20 protein-coding genes are annotated in these 22723 nt (G+C 65.3%); 14 read left to right on the top strand and 6 right to left on the bottom strand.

The window, feature by feature from the left end:
• The first annotated feature begins 41 nt into the window (after window positions 1-41).
• From I2G40_RS07555 to cobK, 14 genes are read left to right on the top strand one after another with little or no spacing between them, the layout of a single operon-like run.
• Window positions 42-1127, top strand: a complete 1086-nt coding sequence (locus I2G40_RS07555) for a cobalt-precorrin 5A hydrolase (RefSeq protein WP_324252591.1) — start codon at window positions 42-44, stop codon at window positions 1125-1127.
• Complete coding sequence (gene cobJ, locus I2G40_RS07560) at window positions 1127-1870, top strand: precorrin-3B C(17)-methyltransferase (RefSeq protein WP_055286472.1); 744 nt, start codon at window positions 1127-1129, stop codon at window positions 1868-1870. The genes I2G40_RS07555 and cobJ overlap by 1 nt, the downstream gene beginning before the upstream one ends.
• A complete protein-coding gene (gene cbiE, locus I2G40_RS07565) occupies window positions 1858-3192 on the top strand; it encodes a precorrin-6y C5,15-methyltransferase (decarboxylating) subunit CbiE (RefSeq protein WP_195544687.1) in 1335 nt (444 codons plus the stop codon). The genes cobJ and cbiE overlap by 13 nt, the downstream gene beginning before the upstream one ends.
• Complete coding sequence (locus I2G40_RS07570; RefSeq protein WP_324252584.1) at window positions 3189-4571, top strand: cobyrinate a,c-diamide synthase; 1383 nt, start codon at window positions 3189-3191, stop codon at window positions 4569-4571. Before cbiE ends, I2G40_RS07570 begins: the two co-directional genes overlap by 4 nt.
• Window positions 4564-5706 (top strand): nicotinate-nucleotide--dimethylbenzimidazole phosphoribosyltransferase, encoded by a 1143-nt coding sequence (gene cobT / locus I2G40_RS07575; RefSeq protein WP_195544688.1) that lies wholly within the window; start codon window positions 4564-4566, stop codon window positions 5704-5706. Before I2G40_RS07570 ends, cobT begins: the two co-directional genes overlap by 8 nt.
• Window positions 5703-6251 (top strand): bifunctional adenosylcobinamide kinase/adenosylcobinamide-phosphate guanylyltransferase, encoded by a 549-nt coding sequence (locus tag I2G40_RS07580; RefSeq protein WP_195625051.1) that lies wholly within the window; start codon window positions 5703-5705, stop codon window positions 6249-6251. Before cobT ends, I2G40_RS07580 begins: the two co-directional genes overlap by 4 nt.
• Window positions 6248-7015, top strand: coding sequence for an adenosylcobinamide-GDP ribazoletransferase (locus I2G40_RS07585; protein WP_195544690.1), 768 nt, complete (start codon window positions 6248-6250; stop codon window positions 7013-7015). Before I2G40_RS07580 ends, I2G40_RS07585 begins: the two co-directional genes overlap by 4 nt.
• Window positions 7016-7056: 41 nt before the next feature.
• Window positions 7057-8013 (top strand): histidine phosphatase family protein, encoded by a 957-nt coding sequence (locus I2G40_RS07590; protein WP_324252585.1) that lies wholly within the window; start codon window positions 7057-7059, stop codon window positions 8011-8013.
• Entirely contained in the window at window positions 8013-8987 is a 975-nt protein-coding gene (gene cbiB / locus I2G40_RS07595) for an adenosylcobinamide-phosphate synthase CbiB (protein WP_195544716.1), read from the top strand. The genes I2G40_RS07590 and cbiB overlap by 1 nt, the downstream gene beginning before the upstream one ends.
• Window positions 8984-10207, top strand: coding sequence for a pyridoxal phosphate-dependent aminotransferase (locus I2G40_RS07600; RefSeq protein ID WP_195544692.1), 1224 nt, complete (start codon window positions 8984-8986; stop codon window positions 10205-10207). The genes cbiB and I2G40_RS07600 overlap by 4 nt, the downstream gene beginning before the upstream one ends.
• The gene (locus I2G40_RS07605; protein WP_324252586.1) at window positions 10200-11699 is read left to right on the top strand and encodes a cobyric acid synthase; all 1500 of its coding nucleotides are present in this window, start codon (window positions 10200-10202) and stop codon (window positions 11697-11699) included. The genes I2G40_RS07600 and I2G40_RS07605 overlap by 8 nt, the downstream gene beginning before the upstream one ends.
• Window positions 11696-12211, top strand: a complete 516-nt coding sequence (locus I2G40_RS07610; RefSeq protein WP_195544694.1) for a cob(I)yrinic acid a,c-diamide adenosyltransferase — start codon at window positions 11696-11698, stop codon at window positions 12209-12211. The genes I2G40_RS07605 and I2G40_RS07610 overlap by 4 nt, the downstream gene beginning before the upstream one ends.
• Window positions 12212-12853 carry a precorrin-8X methylmutase gene (locus I2G40_RS07615; protein ID WP_195544695.1) on the top strand — a complete coding sequence of 214 codons (642 nt, stop codon included), beginning with the start codon at window positions 12212-12214 and terminating at the stop codon, window positions 12851-12853. It abuts the gene before it with no gap.
• A complete protein-coding gene (gene cobK, locus I2G40_RS07620) occupies window positions 12850-13623 on the top strand; it encodes a precorrin-6A reductase (protein ID WP_195544696.1) in 774 nt (257 codons plus the stop codon). The genes I2G40_RS07615 and cobK overlap by 4 nt, the downstream gene beginning before the upstream one ends.
• A gap of 211 nt (window positions 13624-13834) precedes the next feature.
• Here cobK and I2G40_RS07625 read toward each other — a convergent pair whose 3' ends face one another.
• The 6 genes from I2G40_RS07625 to metK form a co-directional block, all read right to left on the bottom strand.
• On the bottom strand, window positions 13835-15049 hold the full coding sequence (locus I2G40_RS07625; RefSeq protein ID WP_195544697.1) for an ABC transporter permease: 1215 nt from the start codon (window positions 15047-15049) through the stop codon (window positions 13835-13837).
• Window positions 15046-15819 (bottom strand): ABC transporter ATP-binding protein, encoded by a 774-nt coding sequence (locus tag I2G40_RS07630; protein ID WP_195544698.1) that lies wholly within the window; start codon window positions 15817-15819, stop codon window positions 15046-15048. Before I2G40_RS07630 ends, I2G40_RS07625 begins: the two co-directional genes overlap by 4 nt.
• A complete protein-coding gene (locus tag I2G40_RS07635; RefSeq protein ID WP_195544699.1) occupies window positions 15819-17255 on the bottom strand; it encodes an efflux RND transporter periplasmic adaptor subunit in 1437 nt (478 codons plus the stop codon). The genes I2G40_RS07630 and I2G40_RS07635 overlap by 1 nt, the downstream gene beginning before the upstream one ends.
• 132 nt (window positions 17256-17387) lie before the next feature.
• Window positions 17388-19121 (bottom strand): L,D-transpeptidase, encoded by a 1734-nt coding sequence (locus I2G40_RS07640; RefSeq protein WP_195544700.1) that lies wholly within the window; start codon window positions 19119-19121, stop codon window positions 17388-17390.
• A 149-nt stretch (window positions 19122-19270) separates the two neighbouring features.
• Window positions 19271-20878, bottom strand: a complete 1608-nt coding sequence (gene sdaAA / locus I2G40_RS07645; protein ID WP_195544701.1) for an L-serine ammonia-lyase, iron-sulfur-dependent, subunit alpha — start codon at window positions 20876-20878, stop codon at window positions 19271-19273.
• A gap of 342 nt (window positions 20879-21220) precedes the next feature.
• Window positions 21221-22501, bottom strand: a complete 1281-nt coding sequence (gene metK, locus I2G40_RS07650; protein ID WP_195544702.1) for a methionine adenosyltransferase — start codon at window positions 22499-22501, stop codon at window positions 21221-21223.
• Window positions 22502-22723: the final 222 nt, after the last annotated feature.

The raw sequence follows: 22723 nt of genomic DNA on the forward strand, positions 1-22723 counted from the left end.
TTTCCTGCATAGCGTTCACTGAGAGGGGGTATGCGTTGGCGGTGCGCACCGCACACGCGCTTTCCGATTGCGCGCAGACAGGTGAAGACGACCCTGGCTGGGACGTTTCCGTTTCGCGCGGGTTCGGCGAGGGGAAGGCCGACCTGCGCGCATGGACGGCGCTCGCGTGGGAAGCGTCGGACGCGCTTCTGTTCGTGGGCGCGGCGGGCATCGCCGTGCGGGCGATCGCGCCGCATGTCGCCTCGAAGGCAAACGATCCCGCGGTTGTGGCGATCGACGAGGCGGGGCGCTTTGCCGTCCCGCTTTTGTCGGGGCATTTGGGCGGTGCGAACGAGCTTGCGCAAACTGTGGCACGCGCGGCAGGGGCCATCCCCGTCATCACCACGGCGACCGACGTCCGCGGCGTGTGGGCGGTGGATACGTGGGCGCGCTGTGCGGGGCTCGCCGTTTCGAATTCCGAGGCCATCAAGCGAGTGTCGGCGCGGCTGCTTTCGGGCGGGCGCGTGGCGCTCTATTCCGACATGCCGATTTCGGGACAGCCGCCTGAGGGGGTTGACATTGCGTCCGACCGCGCTCGGGCCGATATCGTCGTGTCGCCGTTCGCTGGCGCGAATGCAGGTGCGTCCGTTCGTGCGGCGGAGACAACGGGCGAGGTCGTGCCCGCCGGTGAGACGGGGAAGCCGGCGGGCGTGCGGGCGCAGGCGCCTGCGCCCGAGCCGCTTCGCCTTGTCGTGCCCTGCATCGTTGCGGGCATAGGATGCCGTCGCGGTGCGTGCGCCGAAGCGATCGAGGAGGCGTTTCTTCTCGCGTGCGGGCAGGTGGGTATCTCGCCTTCGGCCGTGCGCGAGGCGGCGACGATCGACGTGAAGGCGCACGAGGAGGGTCTGCTCGCCTTCTGCTGCGCGCGCAATATCCCGCTTGCGACGTATTCCGCAGAGGAGTTGTCGCAGGTCGAAGGCAGCGTTTCGCCATCTGATTTCGTGCGCGCGACGGTGGGGGTCGACAACGTGTGCGAGCGGGCAGCGCTCGCGGAGGGGGGCAAACTTATCTTCCCGAAGCTCGCTCACGGCGGCGTGACCGTCGCGTTTTCCAAGGTAACTATTAAACTTTCGTTTAAGGAGCGGTGATGGGAAAGCTCTTCGTGGTGGGAATCGGCCCGGGCGGCCCCGACGGCATGACGATTGCGGCTCGGCGTGCGCTCGAGGCGTCCGACGTCGTTGTGGGTTACACGAAATACGTGGAGCTCGCGCTCGCCGCCGTGCCCGACGCGGCGCATCTCGCGACGCCGATGATGCACGAGGTCGAACGGTGCCGCCTTGCGCTTTCGCGCGCGCAGAGTGGAGACGCCGTGGCGCTCGTGTGCAGCGGCGACGCGGGCGTGTACGGCATGGCGAGCCCCGTGCTGGAGCTTGCGGAGGACTACCCCGATGTAGACGTGGAAGTTATCGCCGGGGCCACCGCGGCTCAGAGCGGGTCGGCGGTGCTCGGCGCCCCGCTTGCCCACGACTTCGCGGTCGTGTCGCTCTCCGACCTGCTCACGCCATGGGAGGTCATCGAGCGCAGGCTCGCCGCCGTGGCGAGCGCCGACTTCTGCATCTGTTTGTACAACCCGCGCAGCAGAAAGCGCGCCGACAGGCTCTCACGCGCGGCGAAGATTATGCTCGAATGGAAGGCCCCCGACACGCTCTGCGGCTGGGTACGCAACATCGGGCGCGAGGGGCAGCAGTCGGGCATGTGCAGGCTCTCTGAGCTGGGGGAGATCGACGCCGACATGTTCACCACCGTGTTCGTCGGCAACGCGGACACGAAGCTCGTAGGCGGCCGTATGGTCACGCCACGCGGGTATCGGGAGATTCCATGCGAAAGGTAACGATCATCGGGGCGGGGCCCGGAAACCCCGACTTGCTCTCGCGCGCGGCGCTCGACGCTATCGACTTCGCCGACGTGGTCATCGGCGCTCATCGCGCGCTTGCCGGCATCGACGTGCCGCCCGACGTGGTGAGATGTGAGCTCGTGAAGACGGCGGACATCGTCGCCGCGCTCACCGATGCGGCGTCGTGGCGGCGCGCCGTGGTCGTGATGACGGGCGATGTGGGGCTGTTCAGCGGCGCGCGCCGCCTGGTGGAGGCGCTCTCCGGCGACGCGCAGGTGGACGTGCGCGTCGTTCCCGGCATAAGCTCAGCGTCGTATCTCGCCGCGCGCCTTGCGTGTCCATGGCAGGATTGGCGCTTCGCGAGCGCTCACGGCGTGGCGTGCGACATCGTGGCCGAGGCCGAGCGCGCAGGTGAACTCTTCCTCGTCACGTCGGGCGGGGAAGACCCCTCGCGGCTTTCGGGTGAGCTTGTGCATGCGGGCTTCGGGGACGCGCGCGTGACGGTGGCCGAGCGCCTGTCGTACCCCGACGAGCGCATTACCTGCGCGACCGCAAGTGAAATCGCAGGTCAGACGTTCGACGACTTGAACGTGATGCTTATCGAGTTCGCAGGCGGCGCCGGGTCGCCTGAGGGCTCTAGCGCAGCCTCCGAGGCGCCGGCCGGCGCGTCTGTGCCCGCGGCGGACTCTGCGGGCGCATCCCGTGCCGCGAGCTCTCGCTGGCCGTACGCTTCCTCGGGCATTCCCGACGAGCTCTTCATCCGCGGCGACGTTCCCATGACCAAGCAGGAGGTGCGCGCCGTCGCGCTCGCGAAGCTGTGCCTTACCGCGACCGACACCGTGTGGGATGTCGGCGCCGGCACGGGGAGCGTGTCGATCGAGGCGGCGCTCGTCGCGCGAGCGGGATCGGTATGGGCGGTCGAGCGCAACGCGGCCGGCGTGCGGCTCATCCGAGAGAACGCGGATGCATTCGGGTGCGGCAACGTGCATGCGGTCCCCGGTGTCGCCCCCGAAGCGCTCGCGAAACTGCCCGTCCCCGACGCCGTGTTCGTCGGCGGGAGCGTGGGCGAGCTTCCCTCCATCGTGGAGGCGGCGCTCGAGAAGAATTCGCAGGTTCGCCTGTGCGTGCCATGCGTCACCGTTGAGACACTCACCGAGGCGTGCGCGCTCCTCTCGGGTTCGCGCTTTAAGGGGTTCGAGGCGTGCCAGGTGTCGGCCGCCCGCGCCGAGGCTGTAGGCTCGCACCATCTTATGAAGGCGCAAAATCCCGTGTTCCTCGTCAGCGCGCGTGGTGCAGGTGGGGAAGGCGGTGCCCGGTGAGCACGTCCATCCCGCGCTTCATGGTCGCTGCGCCCTCGAGCGGGAGCGGCAAGACGGTCGTTATGTGCGCGCTCCTGCGCGCGCTCGCGCGCCGCGGCCTTGCATGCGCGGCCTTCAAATGCGGCCCCGACTACATTGACCCGCTCTTTCATCGCCGCGTCGTGGGCGCGCGCTCGGGTAACTTAGACGGCTTCTTCACCGACGCCCCGACGCTGCGCGCCCTGCTCGCACGCGGCGCCGCGGGCGCGGATGTCGCGGTGCTCGAGGGGGTCATGGGCTTCTACGACGGCATGGCACCCGGCGTGGCCGACGCGAGCAGCTACCAGGTTGCTCGCGACACGGAAACGCCGGTCATTTTAGTGGTGAACGGGCGCGGGGCGTCTTTATCGCTCGCCGCCGTAATCCGCGGCATCGCCGAGTTCCTGCCTTGTGCGAACGTGCGCGGTGTCGTGCTGAACAAGACGAGCGCCGCTGCCTGCGCCTACGCGGCGCCTCCGATCGAGAAGCACACGGGCGTCGCGGTTTTGGGGAATATCCCCGCCGACGAGGCGTTCTCGCTCGAAAGCCGGCATCTGGGGCTTGTGACCGCCGACGAGGTCGAGCGGCTCTCCGCGCGCATCGACAAGATGGCCGAGCTGGTGGAAAAGAGCGTCGACATCGACCGCTTGCTCGAAATAGCGGCGACGGCACCCGATATCCGCGAGGAACCTTACCGGTTGGAGCCGATCGCGGGAGCGCGGCCCATCGTCGCCGTCGCGCGTGACGAGGCGTTCTCGTTCTACTACGAGGAGAACCTGCGCGCGCTCGAGGACCTGGGTTGCGAGCTTGCCTTTTTCAGCCCCCTGTGTGATAGCGATTTGCCCCGGGGGACAAGCGCCCTCTATCTGGGAGGCGGCTACCCGGAGCTCCATGCGCGGCAGCTCTCCGAGAACGCGCCGATGCGCGAGGCGGTGCGGCGCGCGGTGGAATCCGGCATGCCGACGGTCGCCGAATGCGGTGGGTTTCTGTACCTGCAGCACGAAATCGCCGATAGCGAGGGGCGGCGCTGGCCTGTTGCGGGCGCCCTTGAGGGCTCAAGCGAGAACGGGGGAAGGCTGTCCCATTTCGGGTACGTGGAGCTCACTTCTCAACGCGACGGGCTCTACGGGCCGCGCGGCACACGCATCCGTGCGCACGAGTTCCACTACTGGCAGTCCACCTGCCCGGGCGGCGACTTCTGGGCGCAGAAGCCCCGGCGCGACAAGGGCTGGCCGTGCATGACGACCACCCCGTCCCTGGTTGCGGGCTTCCCGCATGTGTACTATCCTGCGAACCCCGACGTTGCGCGCGCGTTCGCGTCTGCCGCAGCGTCGTTCGCAGAGAGGAGACGGCATGGCTGAAGCAACCGAAACCGCGCTTGCCTGCATCCGCGAGGAAGTCGAGCGCGCGTTCTCTTCGGCGCCGGGCGCCGTGCTCGAAGCCGCGCTCTCCCGGATCGCGCCCGCAGACGAGTGCGCCCGCGCCGCCGCGTACGCCGCGTGGGACTCCATCGCGCACCCCTTGGGGGGATTGGGCGACTTTGAAGACGCCGTCGCGCGTATCGCCGCAGCTCAGGGGAGCGTCGATGTGGCTGAGTTTCCCCGTGCGCTCGCGGTATTCTTCTCCGACAACGGGGTCGTTGCCGAGGGCGTGTCGCAAAGCGGGCAAGACGTGACGCGAGCCGTCGCGCGCAACATGTGCGAGGGGGCCACGAGCGCCTGCCGCATGGCGGCGTTCGCGGGTGCCGAGGTCGTGCCCGTCGACGTGGGTATGGCCCGGGGCATAGAAGACGCGCGCATGGTGCGCGCGAACGTGCGGCGGGGGAGCGGCAACATCGCGCACGGCTCCGCCATGTCTCGCGATGGGGCCGTGCGCGCGATCGAGGTCGGAATCGCCGTCGCGTGCGGGCTTGCCCGCGCCGGCGTGCGCCTTCTCGCCGCGGGCGAGATGGGTATCGGCAACACGACCACCTCGGCGGCGGTGGCCGCAGTGCTCATCCGGGCGGACGCGCGGAGCCTCGTCGGGCGCGGCGCGGGGCTCTCGGACGCCTCGCTCGCGCGCAAGCGCGACGTGGTCGAGCGCGCTATCGATGCGAACTCGCCCGATTCCGCCGACCCGATCGATGTGCTCTCGAAGGTGGGCGGCTTCGACATTGCGGCGATGTGCGGCTTCTACCTGGGGGCCGCGGCCTCGAAGGCGCCGGCGCTCCTCGACGGGGTCATATCCTGCACGGCGGCCCTGTGCGCGGCGCGCCTGTGCCCCAACGCCTTAGGTTACCTCGTGGGCACCCACGCATCAAGCGAACCCGCAAGCCGGGAGCTCCTTCGAGAGCTCGGCATAAAGGCACCCCTCGACGCAGGCATGCACTTGGGCGAGGGCGCGGGCGCCATGGCGTATCTGCCCCTTCTGGATTCGGCGCTGCGCGTGTACCGGGATGGGAAGACGTTCACGGCGACTGGCATGGCTGCTTACGAGCATTTCGAGGCTGGGAAATGACGGTGACGTTCGTTATCGGCGCCGCCGCGAGCGGCAAGAGCGCCTATGCCGAGTCCCTGTGCCTCGGGCACGACGGCCCCCGCGTGTACCTGGCAACGATGGAGCCCTTCGGGGAAGAGGGCGCCCGCCGCATCGCGCGCCATCGGGCGCTGCGCGAGGGCAAGGGGTTTTCCACCCTCGAGCGCACGCGTGACGTGGGCGCCGCAGTGCCCGGGCTTCCGTGCGGCTGCACGCTTCTTTTGGAGGACGTGGGCAACCTGGTTGCGAACGAGCTCTTCGCGGAAGGCGGCTTGTCCCCACGTGACCCCGACGCTGCGGCGCGCGAGGTGCTCGGAGGCATCGAACGGCTCGCTCAGGCCGCTGCGTATACGGTGGTGGTCACCGTCGACGTGTTCGCCGATGGGATGCGCTACGATGAGGGGACCGAGGCATGGAGGCGCGCGCTCGCGCGCGTGAACGCGGGTGTGGTGGCGCTGGCCGACCGCGCAGTCGAAGTGGTATGCGGGATTCCCGTGTGGATGAAAGGCGAAGGACCTATAAGGTGAAGATAGCAGAGGCAATCGGCGCGGCGTTCGGAACGTTCTCGCGCATCCCCGTCCCGAAATCGGCCTGGACCGATTTCGGGTCAACCCATGCGCTTGCCGCGTTTCCCCTGGTGGGCCTTGCGGAAGGCTTCCTCATGACGGCGTGGGGGTACGTGGCGAACCTGCTCGGCGTACCCGCGACCATCGTCGCGGCCGTGCTCGCGGCGCTGCCTGTGGCGGTGACGGGAGGCATCCACCTAGACGGGCTCTGCGACACCTCCGATGCGCTTGCAAGTTGGGCCCCGCGCGAGCGAAAGCTCGAGATCATGCACGACCCGCGGGCGGGCGCCTTCGGGGTCATCGGTGTTGTTGTGTACCTTATTCTGCAGTTTTCCCTGTTCACCGCGCTGCCGCTTACGGCGGGGGCGTTCCTCGCGCTTCTGTGCTCGCTCGTGTTCTCCCGCGCGCTTTCGGGGCTCGCCGTAGAATGCTGGCCTGCCGCGCGGGCGGACGGCATGGCCGCGGGGCTCTCGCCTGCGAAGAAGCGCGCGGCGATCGTCGTGCCGCTTTGCGCTTTCGCCGCGGCTTCGGCTGCAGGGATGGTCGCGTGCGCTCAGGCCGTCGGCGTCCTTATGGCGGTGGCGGGGCTTTTGGCGCTCGCGTGGTACCGCCATGTTGCCCTGTCCCGCTTCGGCGGGGTGACGGGGGATTTGGCCGGATGGTTTCTGCAATGGGCCGAGCTCGCGATGCTTGCCATGCTGGTGGCGGGGGGCATGCTCCTATGATTCTCGTGGTAGGTGGCGCGCATTCGGGGAAGAGGACCTTCGTGCGCGAAAAGCTCGGGTTCGCGGCGGACGATTTCGTCGATGCGGCGCAGCTTGCGGAGGGCGGCGTGCCCGCGGCTTTTGCCGGCCGTGTCGCGTACCGTGCTGAGGAGCTCGTACGCGCGCTCGACGCAGACCGGGCGCTCGAGCGGCTGATTGGCTTCGACGCAGTAATTCTGCCCTTGGTCGGCTCGGGGGTCGTCCCCATGCGTGCGGAAGACGCCCAATGGCGCGAGCGCGCGGGGCGCTTAGGATGCGCGCTCGCTGCGCGTGCCGACGTCGTCGTGCGCATGACGTGCGGGATTCCCCAGGTCATCAAAGGAAACCTTGCCGATGCGCCTCGAGGGACGCAGGGCGCGGGCGCGCCTTTGGAAGTCGTCTTCGTGCGCCATGGTGCCACGGCGGGCACGGAAGACCATCGCTACAGCGGGGCGGGCACCGACGAGCCCCTGTCGAGCGCGGGCGAGCGCGCTTTGCGCGACCTCGCGTGCGATCGTGACATGTTCCGTGTTATCACGAGCGGCATGGCCCGCACCGACCAGACGGCGCGCATCCTCTTCCCGAACGCGGAGCTTATGGCGTGCCCCGGTCTGCGCGAGATGGATTTCGGCGACTTCGAGGGGCGAAGCGCCGCCGAGCTTAAAGAGGATGTGCGCTACCGCGCCTGGGTAGACTCCTGGTGCGAGACGCGCTGCCCGCATGGCGAGGGCAAGAGCGATTTCACCCGCCGCGTCGTCGCGGCGTTTCGGGAGGCGTGCGAATCGGAGCGCGCCCAGGGGAGTGGGCGCGCCGTCTTCGTCGTTCACGCGGGTACCGTGAAAGCGCTGCTCTCCGAGCTAGCTGTCCCGAAAATGGGATATTTCGACGTGCATACCGAGCCGGGCGGCGCATGGGCCGCCACCTGGGATGGGCGCTGCCTTCGCGACGTTCGTCCCGCTTCGGGGGGCGATGCCCGGTGATGACGATTCTTGCCGCCGCCGCCGGGTTCGCAGCCGACCTTGCCTTCGGCGACCCGCGCTGGCTTCCCCATCCCGTTGTCGCCATGGGGCGCGCGATCACGTGGGCCGAAGGCCGCCTGCGGGGCTCATTCCCGCAAACGTCCGCGGGCACGCGCGCCGCAGGGCTTGTGCTCGCCGTGGCGCTTCCGCTTGCGTGTGGGCTTTTGACCTTGGGAATCCTGCATCTTTGCGGCATGGTTCACCCCGGCTTGCGCTTCGTGGCCGAGGCATGGGCGAGCTATCAGATTCTCGCGGCATGCGAGCTGCGCCGCCAGAGCCTGGCCGTGGCCCGCGCGTTCTCGAAGGGCGGCCTTGTCGCGGCTCGCGAAGCCGTCGGGCTCATCGTGGGACGCGACACGTCTGTTCTCGACGAGCAGGGCGTTGCGCGCGCCGCCGTGGAAACGGTGGCGGAGAACGCGAGCGACGGCGTCATCGCGCCGCTTTTCTACCTTATGATCGGGGGTGCGCCCTTGGGCATGGCGTACAAGGCGGTGAACACGCTCGACAGCATGGTGGGCTACAAAAACGAGCGCTACATCGACTTCGGCTGCGCCTCGGCGCGCCTCGACGATGCGGTGAACTGGATTCCCTCGCGCTTATCGGCCCTGTTCATGATCGCCGTGTGCCCGATCGTCGGGCTCGATGCTCGCGGGGCGGCGCGCATCTGGCGCCGCGACAGGCGTCGCCATGCGAGCCCCAACTCGGCGCAGACCGAGTCAGCGTGTGCGGGCGCGCTCGGGCTGCGCCTGGCAGGACCCGCGGTGTATTTCGGCAAGCTCGTTGAGAAACCGACGATAGGCGACGCGTCCCGTGAAATTGAGTGGAGCGACATCGCCCGGGCGACTAGGCTCATGCTCGCCGCGTCCGTATGCGCGCTCGTCGTCTTCGGTGCCGCACGCGCGGCGGTCGTGCTCGCCGTGGGGGCGATGGTATGAGGGAAGACCACGCCGCGTCCCGGGCTGCCGGGGGAATCCTGCGCGCCCGTGCGCATGGGGGTAGCACGCAATCGCTCGGCATCGCTTGCGAAGGGGGCGCCTCCGACCTCATTGACTTCTCGGTGAACGTGAATCCGGCAGGCCCCTCGCCGCGCGCCGTTGCCGCAGCTTGCAAGGCGCTTTCTCGAATCGACGCCTACCCCGATAGGGAAAGCCTCGCCCTCGTTCGCGCCCTAGCGCGTGCCCAGGGCATTCCCGAAGATACTATCGTCTGCGGCGCGGGCGCGTCCGACATCATTTGGCGGCTCGCCGCGGCGGTGCGCCCGAAACGCATCGTCGTGTGCGCGCCGACGTTCTCTGAATATGCGGAGGCGGCATCGTACTACGGCGCATGCGTGCAGGAGTTCCCGCTCTCCGAAGCGGACGACTTCGACGTGCCCGCCTCCTTCGCCCGCGCGATCGAGGGGCCGGGAGACGTGGCGTATATCTGCAATCCGAACAACCCGACGGGGCGCCTCGTCGACCCCCGCGTGATCGATGCCGCGGCTTGCCGCTGCGAGCAGGTGGGCGCGCTGCTCGTCGTGGACGAGTGCTTCCTCGGATTTGCGCCCGACGCCCGCGAAAGGAGCGTGGCCGCACGCGCCGCGTGTTCGCGCCATGTGGCCGTGCTCTCCGCATTCACCAAGCTCTACGGAATGGCGGGGTTGCGGTTAGGATATCTGATCAGCGGAAACGCCCAACTCCTCGAGGGGATTCGCCGGGCGGGGCAGGCGTGGCCCGTCTCCTCGGTCGCCGAGGCCGCGGGTATCGCCGCCCTGGAAGACGTCGAATACGTCTCGCGCACGCGCGATGTATTGGCGGGCGAGCGAGCGTGGCTTTCCCACGAGCTCTCCTCGCTCGGGCTTTCCGTCGTGCCGTCGGATGCGAACTTCCTTTTAGTCCGGACACCGGCGAAAGACATCCCCGAGCGCCTGTATAAACAGGGGGTTTTGGTCCGCACGTGCGACTCGTTTTCGGTACTGTCCCGTTTCTGGTGCCGCGTCGCGGTGCGCACGCGCAAGGAGAATGCCCGGCTTGCGATGGCGTTCGGCCGCGCGCTTCGGGCGGAAGGCGCATCGGGCGAAGGCGAACCCGACAAACGGGGCTGCGCTTCTTGCAGCGGCGCTATGGCGGGCGCGTATGGCCGAGGCTCGACGAAGGAGGTCGATACCCGTGGGTAGGGCGAAGCCCATCATGATCCAGGGCACCATGTCGAACGCGGGGAAGAGCCTGCTTGCGGCGGGGCTGTGCCGTGTGCTTTCGCAGGACGGCCTGCGCGTGGCTCCCTTCAAGAGCCAGAACATGGCGCTCAACAGCGGTGTCACGGCCGACGGGCTCGAGATGGGGCGCGCCCAGATCATGCAGGCCGAGGCGTGTGGCATCGTGTCCGACGTGCGTATGAACCCCATCCTGCTCAAGCCCGAAAGCGACCACCGAAGCCAGCTCATCGTGGCCGGCAAGGCGCAGGGAGCCTTCGCTGCGAGGGACTACTTCGCGCGAAAGAAGGCGCTCATGCCGCAGATTTTGGAGTCGTTCGATTCGCTCGCGGAGGAAAACGACGTCATCGTCATCGAGGGCGCCGGCAGCCCCGCCGAAATCAACCTTGCCGAAAACGACATCGTCAACATGGGGCTCGCGCGCGCCGTGTCCTCCCCCGTGCTGCTCGCGGGCGACATCGACCCAGGCGGGGTATTTGCCCAGCTCTACGGCACGGTCGCGCTCTTTGCGCCCGAGGATCGCGCGCTTTTGCGGGGGCTTGTTGTGAACAAGTTCCGCGGCGATGTGGAAATCCTCCGCCCGGGTTTGGCCCCGCTCGAGAAGATGTGCGGGGTTCCCGTCGTGGGGGTCGTGCCGTTTCTTACGCTCGACCTGGACGACGAGGACTCGCTCGCGCCGCGCCTATCTGCCCGCGAGGCGCGCGGCGTCATCGACGTCGCCGTCGTGCGCCTTCCGCATCTGTCGAACTTCACCGACTTCGACCCGCTTTCGCGCGTGCCCGGCATGGGCGTGCGCTACGTTTCCTCGACGACCGATCTGGGCCGACCCGACCTGGTGGTGCTTCCCGGCTCGAAGTCCACGCTCGACGACGCGCGCTGGCTTGCGGCTAGCGGCATCGGAGCCTGTGTACGCGCGCTTTCGGGCGCGGGCACGCCGGTGCTCGGCATATGCGGAGGCTACCAGCTTTTGGGAGACGAGCTTTCCGACCCGCACGGCAGGGAAGGCGCTGGCACCGCGCGCGGGCTCGGGCTCATCCCTGCAAATACGGTGTTCAAGGAGGAAAAGCGCCTCGCCCAGTCGGAGCTGCGCATCACGGGCGCCCAAGGCGCGTTCTCGGTGTGGAACGGCATGACGGCGCGCGGGTACGAGATTCACGACGGCGATACGACCGTCTCCTGCGCCCCTGCGGGCACGATTGGCGGCAAACCAGAAGGCGCGGCCTGCGGAAACGTGTTCGGAACCTATCTCCACGGCCTGTTCGACGAACCGGGGGTGGCACTCGCCCTCGCGCGCTCGCTCGCGCGCATGCGCGGCCTGCCCGAGAGCGTCGTGGGTGCTGAGGGCGCGGTGTCCGCGTCCGATCACCGTGCGCGCGAGTTCGACCGCCTGGCCGACTCCGTGCGCGGGGCGCTCGACATGGAGTATGTCTACCGCATTATCGAGGAGGGCGTATGATCCACGTGTATCATGGCGACGGCAAAGGCAAGACCACGGCGGCGATGGGGCTCGCCCTTCGCATGCTCGCCGCAGGCCGCCGCGTCGTCGTTGTGCAGTTCCTGAAAGACGGCGAAAGCGGGGAGGCGCGCCTGCTCGCCGAGCATTTCGGCGTGCCCGTGTTCGCGGGGAAGGCGTCGGACAAGTTTACCTGGTCCATGACGTCGGAAAAACTTGCCGCGACGCGCGAGTTGCACGATGGGAACCTCGCTTCCGCGCTCGCCGAGCTCGAGGGCGCGCAGGAGGGGCTGCTCGTGCTCGACGAGGCGCTCGACGCGCTTTCGAAGGGGCTTGTCGACGAGGCGCTCGTGGACCGCGCGCTCGATATGTCCGCGCGCGGCGTCGAAGTAGCGCTCACCGGGCGCGCGCCTTCCCGCAAGATCGTGGAGAAGGCCGACTACATAACCGAGATGCGGTGCGAGAAACACCCCTACGAGCAGGGGATATGTGCAAGGGAAGGAGTGGAGTACTAGATGGATTCCAAGGAGATGGCGCCCGGCGACATCGAGCGGCGCAGCTTTGAAATCATCACCGAAGAGCTCGGCGGCCGCACGTTCCCGCCGCTCGAAGAGCCCGTCGTGAAGCGCGTCATCCACACCACTGCCGACTTCTCGTACGCCGATTCCCTCGTGTTCACCCATGACGCCGCGCACTGTGCGCTCGACGCACTGCGCGCAGGGGCCACGGTGCTCACCGACACGAACATGGCGCTCGCAGGCATAAGCAAGCCCGCGCTCGCGAAGATCGGCTGCCAGGCCGTGTGCTTTATGGCCGACCCGGATGTCGCCGCAACGGCGCGCGCCGCGGGCACGACTCGCGCCGTTGCGAGCATGGACAAAGCTTGCGGCATCGAGGGTCCGCTCATCGTGGCCGTCGGCAACGCTCCCACAGCACTTCTGCGCCTCGCCGAGCTCATGGACGCGGGGAAGATCGCGCCCGCGCTCGTCGTTGGGGTGCCGGTTGGGTTTGTGAACGTGGTCGAGGCGAAAGAGGAGCTACTCGCGCGACGCGTGCCGGCCATCGTCGCGAGGGGTCGCAAGGGCGGCTCGACCGTGGCGGCCGCCATTATGAACGCGCTGCTCTACCAGATCACGCGCCCAGGCGGCCCGAAGTGACGGCCCCCGCATCCGCGCCGGCGCTGCGCATCTTCGCCGGCACCACCGAGGGCCGCCTCCTGTGCGAATGGGCGAGCGGGGCGGGAATCCCCGCCCGTGCCTACGCGGCAACCGAGTACGGAGGCGAGCTTTTGGGCGAGCTTCCGGGCATCGAGGTGCATGCGGGCAGGCTCGACGAGGCCGACATGGAGCGTGAGCTTTCCGGCGCGCGCATCGTCGTTGACGCCACGCACCCCTTCGCTACGCTCGCAAGCGGCAACATCCGGGCCGCTTCGCTCGCCGTGGGTGCACGATGCCTGCGCCTTGCGCGCCCGGTCGAGGTGCTGCCCAAAGGCGTCGTGTCGGTCGCGTCGATCGCCTGCGCGGCGCGCTTTCTCTCCGAGAACCCGGGTCGCGCGCTTCTCACGACGGGGAGCAAGGAGCTTGCTCCCTACACGCGCGTCGCCGATTTCGCGGAGCGCTTCTTCGTGCGTGTGCTCCCTCTGCCCGGTGCTATAACGAAGTGCATCGACGCGGGGTTTTCGCCGTCGCACGTCATCGGCATGCAGGGGCCCTTCACCCGCGAGCTCAACGAGGCGATGCTTCGGCAGGTGGGCGCCCAGTGGCTTGTGACCAAGGACTCGGGAACCGTAGGCGGCACGGCCGAGAAGATCGCCTCCGCGCGCGACGTGGGAGCGCGCTGTATCGTGGTCGCCCGTCCCGCCGAGGGAGGCGGGGCCCTTTCGCTTAGGGAAGTGGAAGACGCGCTCTTACGGGAGTTCGCGCGCTAGGCGCTCGCCGCGCATGCGTGCCCTCCCGCCTGCGAGGAGGAGCGCCCCGAGCAAGCTCGACCCGTACAAGCCTGTCATCCGCCAATCGCTCGAGGACGACGCACGGAACTGGCGCAAGCAGCCCTTCAATAAGTTGCGGTGAAATAGCGTCTGATTTTGCTGCTAAATAGCATATTCAGTCCCTAATTCACCGCAACTTGTTGGTGGTGGCTTACTGGTAGCGTAGGCATTCCACCGGGTCGAGCTTTGCTGCACGGCGAGCGGGGTAGAAGCCAAAGATTACGCCGATGCCGACCGATACGGCAAACGCGATCAACACTGTTGTAATGGAGAAGCTTGGCGTGATCGTCCCGGTAGCTCCAAACTCGCTCATGATGCCCGAGCTTGCGGCAAAGAACGTGAGTCCCCATGCCAGCAGATAGCCAATCAGGACACCCAACAGTCCGCCGGTGACGCACAGCGCCGAGGACTCGGCCAAAAACTGCGCGGTGATATCGTGACGACTTGCGCCCAGGGCACGGCGAATGCCGATCTCACGGATGCGCTCAGTCACGTTGGTGAGCATCATATTCATAATGCCGATACCGCCGACAAGCAGCGAGATGCTGGCGACAGCGCCCATGATGAGCGAGAACGCGCCCATAAAGGAGTTGAGTGCATCGATGGCGCTTTTCATGGAGGTCGCCGATACACTGTCGTACTCATCATCTTCCGCGATGCCCTTCATTGCGCGCACCTTGGACTCGATGGTCTTACAAAGCTCGTCCATGTCTGTGCCCTCGGCGGCAAGAGCCGTCACGCTGGGGAATGAAGGATTTTCGTCGCCAAACAGGCCTGAGATGGTTTCGCGCGGCATATACAGCGTGAGCGAGCCCATGGAGTCGTTGCCGCCATCAATCACGCCTATAATCTGCACCTCGCCGTTGGCCACCTTGATGGTTTTCCCCAGCGCATCCTGTTCGTTGCCGTAAAGCTGATCGGCGCCGCCGCGGCTGATGATCGCCACGCGCGAGCCCGATTGGGACTCGGCCTGGGAATAGGTGCGCCCCGCAACGAGCTTGCTGGCCCCCACGGCGTCGAGCATGTTGCTATCGACACCCTGTGCCATGACGGTATAGCTTTTATCGCCGGTCTTGTACTCGGTGTACGCGCTGTCGACAATTCCGATCTGCTCTATTTGCGGCACCAGTTTTTGAAGCTTCTGAACGTCAGAATCGGTGAGTTCTTGCGACGAATAGATTTGCACCATGCGTGCCGCATTGAGGCCCAGACTGTTGACCAGGCTGTTTTGGATGCCGCCGATGAGCGAAGTCATGGCGATAACCGAGGCAATGCCGATGACAATGCCCAGGATGGTGAGTAGACTGCGCCCCTTGTTGGCCTCGAGCGAGTGAAGGGCTTCCTGGATGAGATCGCGGGCGCTCATGCCATCTCTCCTTTCGGCGGGTTGGCGGAGGCGGAAATCATGGGCAGGCTATCTACGGCGCTGCGCAGGGTCCGCGGTGCATGTGGAATATACGCGCCGTCGTGAATGCGACCGTCGCGGATGGTCACGGCACGGTCGGCCTCGGCGGCGATGCCGGGGTCGTGTGTGATAAGCACGATGGTTTTGCCGCGCTTCTGGAGCTTATGGAAGGTCTCCATCACAAGCGCTCCGGTAGCGGAGTCCAGGTTTCCCGTCGGCTCGTCAGCCAGAATGATGGGCGGATCATTGACGAGGGCGCGCGCGATTGCGACGCGCTGCATCTGGCCGCCCGAGAGCTCGGATATGCGGTGGTCCCAGTGGTCGACGGGCAGCGTGACAGCCTGCAGCGCGTGCACGGCGCGCATCTCGCGCTGGCTACGGGGCACATTGGTGTAGGCCAGCGGCAGCATCACGTTTTCGATAACCGACAGGCGCGGCAGCAGGTTGAAGCTCTGAAAGACAAAGCCAATGCTCAGGGCGCGGACTTCGGTGAGCTCGTCATCATCGAGCTCGGCCACGTTGAGCCCTTGCAGGTAGTAGTCGCCCGCCGTCGGCTTATCCAGGCAGCCTAGGATGTTCATGAGGGTTGATTTGCCCGAGCCCGAGGGGCCAGTAATGGCGACGAACTCGCCGGGATCTACCGCCAGTCTCACGTTATGCAGGATGTGGGCGCAACCTGCCTCGCTTTCAAAGATGCGGTGCACGTTGCGGATGTCGATAACGGGACGCATTACATGCCCTCGTCGTCAGACATGCTGCCCGAATCCGTGCTGTAGCCGCCGTCAGCCGTTGCGTCCGCTCCGGTGTCCATGACGAGGGTGTCGCCATCGCGCAGCTTGGTAATCGGCACGTTAGGGTTGATCTCGTTGCCCTGGTCGTCGCGCTTGACCTGTGTCTTGCCGACTACGGCTTCGTTGTCGTTTTGCGTCACGACGGTCACTTTCACGCGGCGGGTCTGTTTGCCCTCGTCATCGGTTGCCACGTTGACGTAATAGTGTTCGCCGTCTTCGGTCATGAGCGCCATCGTCGGCACCATCACCACGTCGTCGAGCTGCTCGGTCACCACCGAGACCTCGGCCGTCATGCCCGGCTTCAGGCGCGCGTCGGGCGCCTCGATGAGGATGTCGACGTTAAAGGTTACGCTGCCGCCGCCACCGTTAGCGGCGTCGGAGTTTGCCACCGACGCGATAGCCGTGACGGTGCCCTGGCTCACGATATCGGGAAACGCGGGATACGTGACGTTGGCGCTCTGCCCAACGGCGATCTTGGCGATGTCCTTTTCTCCCACCTGTACGGTCACCTTCATCTTGGATAGGTCGGCGATCTGCATGCACTGCTTGCCACCGCTCGTATCACTTTCGCCCATAATCATGCCGCCTGTTACCGTGGCGCCCACCTTGGCGTTGAGCTCCACGATGCTGCCCGAGCTCGGGGCCGTGACCGTACGGCTGGCGGCCTTGGCGTTCGCCTGATCGAGGTTTGCCTGGGCCGAAGCGAGGCTGCGCTGCGCGGCCGATACGGCGTTCGTGTCCGCTGATGCGTCGGAGACGCCAGCCGCTGCGGAAGCTCCATCGACGTCCGTCGTTGGGGTGGCCTGAGCGGCAGCTGCGGCTTTCTTCGCATTAGCGAGGTCTTCTTGAGCGGCAGCAACTGCACGCTGTGCCTCGGCAACGTTGCGATCGAGCTCGTCGTTTTTAATGGTCATAAGCACGTCGCCCTCGTTGACGGATTGGCCCGCCTGCACGTTGATCGAATCGACCGTGCCGTCGACAGAAGGGGAGACCACTGAGGACGAAATTGGTTTGAGCTGGCCTTTCGCCTCGACCGTTGTGGTAAACGTGCCCTCGGTCACCATGTCGGTCACAGGCCCGCTAGTGCCCTGTGGCTGCGCATTGATAACCAGGGTCACGACAACGGCGATGAGCACAATGGCGGCCACGACGCCGGCCGCAATGCCGCGTCGGATGAGCTTTTTGCGTCGACGTTCGGCACGTTTTGCCTTGAGCTTGGCATATGCCTCTTCATCGGAAATCTCGGTCGCATCGTTCGCGCGTCCGCTCTGCTTATCGGCATGTACGTTTGTAATCAGAGGAATCGTTTCGGTGACATCTTCGAGCGTGTGCTCGGTATCATCCGGGCCCGGGGTGGTCGTGGGGACATTCGGCATAGCGTCTCCTTTATAGAAAGTACCTCGATAAGTATATGCGCCCACCGGTTGAGGCGGGCGCATAAGACGGTTTCTTTCGGAACTGTTAGATTGGTCGCAGCGGTTCCACGTTGTATGAATGTGCGCGTTGCACTACGAGTGGACAACCACACACAGGCCGACTTTGATGCAGTCGTGAAGTGCCTTGGCGTCTGCCAGGCGCAGGTTGATGCAGCCGTGGCTGCCGCACCATTTGTACGACTCGGCGTTATCGAAGCTCTTGTCGTTTTGCCAGGTGGCATCATGGAAGCCGATCATGTTGCCCTCAAACGGCATCCAGTAGCTCACCGGACTCTCGTATTTGGGCTTGCCGGTCTCGGGGTCCTTGGCTCCGATCAGGGTGCTGCCGCCGTCGTTGCTGTTGATCTGCCAGACGCCCTCGGGCGTGGCGTCCTCGCCCGGCTTGCCCGAGATAAAGTTGGCCTCCCAAACGATATTTCCGCTCTCGTCATAGTAGCGCGCGTGCTGTTCGGACAAGTCGACGTCGATATACGCCTTCCAGTCGGGCTCTCCCTTTGCGGTAAAGGTGTCGGCCTTCTGGGAGTACTTGATCTCGATTTCGCCAGTCTGCTTGTTGTTAATGGCGTCCTCGACCTGCTTGGCGAGCGAGCTGCTGTCGATGGACCAACCAAAGTCACCGCCTTCGACGGCGCACTGCTTGCTATCGGCGCGCGTCCACCAGCGAGTGGAGCCCACGGTATTAAAGCCGTTAGCGAGCTCGGCTGCCCAGCTGCTGATCTGCGTCGTATCGAGCGTTGGGTTGGCCGGATCGGCAAAGCTGATCCACTGCAATACGGAGCTGCCATCAACCTTGCCAGCATCCTCGCCGTTGAGCTTGAGGGTCACGTTGACGCCCAGGAAGTTGTTGGCGGCATCGCATGCGGCCTGAATCTGATCATCGGTCAGCGTTCCATTGAGCGGCTCATAGGCATCGTTGCCGAGCTTGGAAAGATCTACGGTCTCGGCCAGCGAGGCAAGCTCGAGCTCGGCATATTTAATGACATGCTCGCGGTTGAGTTTTTCGTTGGAGCGCGCCTTCTCGACGGTAAACTTGCCGGCCTGTTCGTCATAGGAGCTATTGGCCTCGAACGTGCCCGAACGCCCCTCGTTAAACTCGTCGATGGCGGTGCCCAGATCCTTCTCAAACTTCTTTTGGTCAAAGGTGTCGGAGAGCATGGACAGGTCGACGTCTTGATCAAGATCGACTTCGTTGGAGGTAGCAGTTGTTTTGGTCTTGCCGCTTAAGGATTCCACAAGGCGGACCGGCCATGCAAAGGCTTCGTTGTGGCTGATGATCTCTTTTGCGGCAGCTTCGCCGTCGACGATGGGCTCATCGGACTCGGGCTGATAGGTCCAGCTAAAGTCATCGCCTGTCACGGTGAGCTTATAGTGCTTCCATGCCGAATTGACCTTGGTAGCGGCAGACGAAGCGTTGGAGAACGAGACATCGACGCCGGCAATGGTGGTGTTGGGGTAGGCTACCTGAGAAAATGCTACGACGCCTACGATATAGACAATGACGATTAGACCCAGGACGACAAAGAGCGTCGTCTTTTTGCCCGACTTATTGTTCTCGGCGGGTTTGCGCGCGGGGCCGCGATCGCCTCGAGCGTGCGTGGGGGGCTGCTTGGGCGCATTGCCGTTTGTCTGGCGCTGCTGACGTTGTTGACGCTGCTGTCGCTGTTGGTTCGGGCGTTGGGAAACGTTTGCTGCACTACGCTGCTGACCGTGGCTCGGCGCGATAGGACGCGGCGACTGAACGCCTCCGGTGTGCCTGCTCGGCTGCTGCGGATCGGGAATCAGTTGAGTTCGATCGTTTTGCGACATCGTATGCATATCCTTCGATTTTCGCCTTGCGGTTCATCGTGTTTTTACTGGGCTTGCATTATAGCGATTGCCCTGCTGTTTGTGGTACGGAAACGGTGGCATTCAAAAGAGGTGGGACATTTGTCCCACCTTTGAGTCGTTCTTTGTCGCTATCCGCACACACCGCATTTTGCACAGGCCGAAAGTGCGGCCGGAGCCTGCGCGATGCCGCCCTTTGCCGTCTCGCGCAGTGTGGCCGGCAACGCGTGACCCACCGAGAGCATGACATGTGCCATCTGGTCAAACGGCACCAGGCTCTTAATGCCTGCGAGGGCGAGTTGTGCCGAGCTAAAGGCCGCTGCCACGCCGATGGCGTTGCGGTTTTGGCAGGGCACCTCGACAAGGCCACCGACGGGGTCGCAAACGAGGCCCAGCAGGTTACTCAGCGCGATGGAGCTGGCGTCGAGCGCCTGTTCGGGCGTGCCGCCGAGCATCTGCACCAGCGCGGCGGCTGCCATGGCGGCGGCGCTTCCCACCTCGGCCTGGCATCCGCCCTCGGCGCCGGCGACGCAGGCACTCGTGGTGAGGTTGAGGCCGATGGCGGCTGCGCAGTAGAGCGCGTCCATGACTTGCTCGTCGTCGAGCTGCAGGCGATCGGCGAGCGCCAACACGCAGCCGGGCACGACACCCGCGGAGCCAGCCGTTGGGGCGGCGACGATCACTCCCATCGTGGCGGAGCGCTCAAGCACGGCCATCGCGCGGGCCACGGCGTCGGTCTGAACGGGGCCCATCAGGCTTGCACTCAAATCGTTGCGGCCGGTGGCTTCGACAAGCTTGGCCTCGCCGCCGATAAGCCCGCCGAGCGAACGCTGCGGATTGGCGATGGGGGCCGTGGTCTCCTCGCGCATGACGTCGAGCACGCGGCGCATAGCAGCGACGGCGTGGGCCTCGCCGGTCAGACGTGCCTCGCGAACGGCCATGACGGCGCCGATGCTGAGCCCCAGTTCCTCGCACGCATCGAGCAGCTGCTCGCCGTCGTCGAAGATTTCCTTGGCCGAGACGCCGGGGGAGAGCGACGAGACAGAACCGGGGAGCTCGATAAACGTTGCGTAATCGACATTGTCGAGCTTGCGCAGCATAGGGACGACGGTGTCGTCGGGCGCGCCGTCGGTCTCAAAGACGGAGTAGGCCTGGCCGCCCACTTCGGTTCGGTAGGTGCGGCAGAAGGCGATGTTCACGTGTGCGTAGGCGAGCAGGTTGGTGAGCGCGGCGAGTACACCGGGGACGTCCTTGTGCACCACGAAGAGCGTGGAATACATGCCCGAGATGTCGACGCCGACGCCGTTAATGCGGCTGATGCGCATCTTGCCGCCGCCCAGGCTCTCGCCGCGGACCTGTGCCGTGGCGCCCGTGTCGTCGACCATGTCGATGTCGACGGTGTTGGGGCGGATGGAGGCGTCGTCGCCCTTGATGTCAAAGTGATATTCAAGGCCCTGCTCCCGAGCGAGGTCGAAGGCCTGCTTGATGTTCTCGTCATCGGTGTCGAGGCCCAGGATGCCCGCGACGAGCGCACGATCGGTGCCGTGGCCGCGGTAGGTGTGGGCGAAGGAGTTCCACAGGCCAAAGGTGACCTTGGTGATGCGGCCTTCCAGCAGGCTGGCGGCAACTTGGGCGCACCGCAGGGCGCCGGCGGTGTGCGATGAGCTGGGGCCGACCATGACGGGGCCCAAGATTTCGAATGCCGAGGTCGTAGCTAGTGTTTGCGGCTTGCCTGCCATGGGTGCTCCTGTTCTATCCCGTCGTTCCGAGGGGCGGGGCATACTTGTCCCGTCGCTCCGAGGGCTTTGGTATTTGGTCGCCTGCTCTACAGTCCTGGCTCGCACGGAGGCCACATTAAGTGGCCTCCGGCTCGTGCGGAACTCGCGACCGACCAAATACCAAAGCCCTCGGAACTTAGGATACATGGCTGGAGTCGCTCTGCTGCAAAATTTATCGGCCTGTGATTTATTCCATGTCCCAGGTAGGCTCATCTTCACCACCGTTTAAATAAAAAAGAAGTACCGGTTGGGGCCGGTACTTCTTTTGGTGCGTTGTTTTTGGCTGTAGCTTTTCGAGTTAGCTTACAGGCCGCAGGCTGCTTTGAGTTCTTCGACTCGGTCGGTTTTTTCCCAGGTGAAGTCGGCGTCTTCTCGGCCGAAGTGACCGTAGGCTGCCGTCTTTTCGTAGATGGGGCGACGCAGGTCTAGGTCGCGGATGATGGCGCCCGGGCGCAGGTCGAAGGTCTTCTCTACGGCCTCGACGATCTTGTCCTCGGCAACATGTGCGGTACCGAAGGTGTCGACCATGATTGAGAGGGGCTTGGAAACGCCGATGGCGTAGGCAAGCTCGACTTCGCAGCGGTCGGCCAGGCCGGCGGCGACCACGTTCTTGGCGACCCAGCGCGCGGCATACGCGGCGGATCGGTCGACCTTGGTGCAGTCCTTGCCGCTAAAGGCACCGCCGCCGTGACGTCCGTAGCCGCCGTAGGTGTCGACGATGATCTTGCGGCCAGTGAGGCCCGTGTCGCCCATGGGGCCGCCCACGACAAAGCGACCGGTGGGGTTCACGTAGATGTCCGCGTTGTCCCATGGCATGTTCTCGGCGGCCATGACCGGGGTGATGACGTGCTCGATGAGGTCGGCCTTGATCTTGCCCATGTCCTCGATCTCGGCGGCGTGCTGCGTGGAGATGACGATGGTCGTGACCTCGACGGGCTTTCCGTCCTCGTAGCGCACGGTGACCTGGGTCTTGCCGTCGGGACGCAGATAGGCGAGGGTACCGTCGTGACGCACGACGGCCAGGCGCTCGGCCAGGCGGCTTGCCAGGTAGTGGGGCATGGGCATGAGGGTCTTGGTCTCGTTGGAGGCATAACCGAACATCATGCCCTGGTCGCCGGCACCGATCAGGTCGATCGGGTCGGTGGTAGCGCCGGTCTGGGTCTCGAAGGACTCGTCAACGCCCTGGGCGATATCGGGCGACTGCTCGTGGATGAGGCTCATAACGCCGCAGGTGTCGCAGTCAAAACCGAACTTGGCACGGTTGTAGCCAATGCGGCGGATAACGCCGCGGGCGATTTCCTGTACGTCGACGTAGGCCTGGGTGCGAATCTCGCCGGCGACGATGACGGTGCCGGTGGTCACGAGGGTCTCGCAGGCGCAGCGGACGTTCTCCACGTTGGCAGGCACGCCGTTGGGGGCGATGTAGCCCTGCTCCTGCAGCTCTATTTCTTTGGCGAGGATTGCGTCGAGGACGGCGTCGCTGATCTGGTCAGCGATCTTATCGGGATGACCTTCGGTCACCGACTCCGACGTAAAGACAAAGGACCCGTGTTGGGGCGGGATGGAACGAAGTTCTTCCGACATGATTGTCCTTTCAAAAAACGTGTCCCGGCGACCGTTACCATTCCGCCGGGTTCTCTATGCAAGGGCACATCATAGCGCGTAAATCAAACATTCACACCCTTTCCGCACCTACTCATTGGGGACAGACTTAAATGACCAGCCTTAAATTAAGAAGGTCCCCAAAGACTGGTCATTTAAGTCTGTCCCCAATGAGTAGGTCGGTGCCCTTTGTGCGGAGGTTGC

This window comes from Collinsella aerofaciens, from assembly GCF_015558785.1.
GTDB lineage: Bacteria > Actinomycetota > Coriobacteriia > Coriobacteriales > Coriobacteriaceae > Collinsella > Collinsella aerofaciens_P.

Excerpts from the sequence above, each read along its gene's own strand:
- cobJ (WP_055286472.1), top strand. The coding sequence starts at position 1,127 with ATGGGAAAGCTCTTCGTGGTGGGAATCGGCCCGGGCGGCCCCGACGGC.
- cbiE (WP_195544687.1), top strand. The coding sequence starts at position 1,858 with ATGCGAAAGGTAACGATCATCGGGGCGGGGCCCGGAAACCCCGACTTG.
- cobT (WP_195544688.1), top strand. The coding sequence starts at position 4,564 with ATGGCTGAAGCAACCGAAACCGCGCTTGCCTGCATCCGCGAGGAAGTC.
- I2G40_RS07580 (WP_195625051.1), top strand. The coding sequence starts at position 5,703 with ATGACGGTGACGTTCGTTATCGGCGCCGCCGCGAGCGGCAAGAGCGCC.
- cbiB (WP_195544716.1), top strand. The coding sequence starts at position 8,013 with ATGACGATTCTTGCCGCCGCCGCCGGGTTCGCAGCCGACCTTGCCTTC.
- I2G40_RS07600 (WP_195544692.1), top strand. The coding sequence starts at position 8,984 with ATGAGGGAAGACCACGCCGCGTCCCGGGCTGCCGGGGGAATCCTGCGC.
- I2G40_RS07610 (WP_195544694.1), top strand. The coding sequence starts at position 11,696 with ATGATCCACGTGTATCATGGCGACGGCAAAGGCAAGACCACGGCGGCG.
- I2G40_RS07615 (WP_195544695.1), top strand. The coding sequence starts at position 12,212 with ATGGATTCCAAGGAGATGGCGCCCGGCGACATCGAGCGGCGCAGCTTT.
- I2G40_RS07625 (WP_195544697.1), bottom strand. The coding sequence starts at position 15,049 with ATGAGCGCCCGCGATCTCATCCAGGAAGCCCTTCACTCGCTCGAGGCC.
- I2G40_RS07630 (WP_195544698.1), bottom strand. The coding sequence starts at position 15,819 with ATGCGTCCCGTTATCGACATCCGCAACGTGCACCGCATCTTTGAAAGC.
- I2G40_RS07635 (WP_195544699.1), bottom strand. The coding sequence starts at position 17,255 with ATGCCGAATGTCCCCACGACCACCCCGGGCCCGGATGATACCGAGCAC.
- I2G40_RS07640 (WP_195544700.1), bottom strand. The coding sequence starts at position 19,121 with ATGTCGCAAAACGATCGAACTCAACTGATTCCCGATCCGCAGCAGCCG.
- sdaAA (WP_195544701.1), bottom strand. The coding sequence starts at position 20,878 with ATGGCAGGCAAGCCGCAAACACTAGCTACGACCTCGGCATTCGAAATC.
- metK (WP_195544702.1), bottom strand. The coding sequence starts at position 22,501 with ATGTCGGAAGAACTTCGTTCCATCCCGCCCCAACACGGGTCCTTTGTC.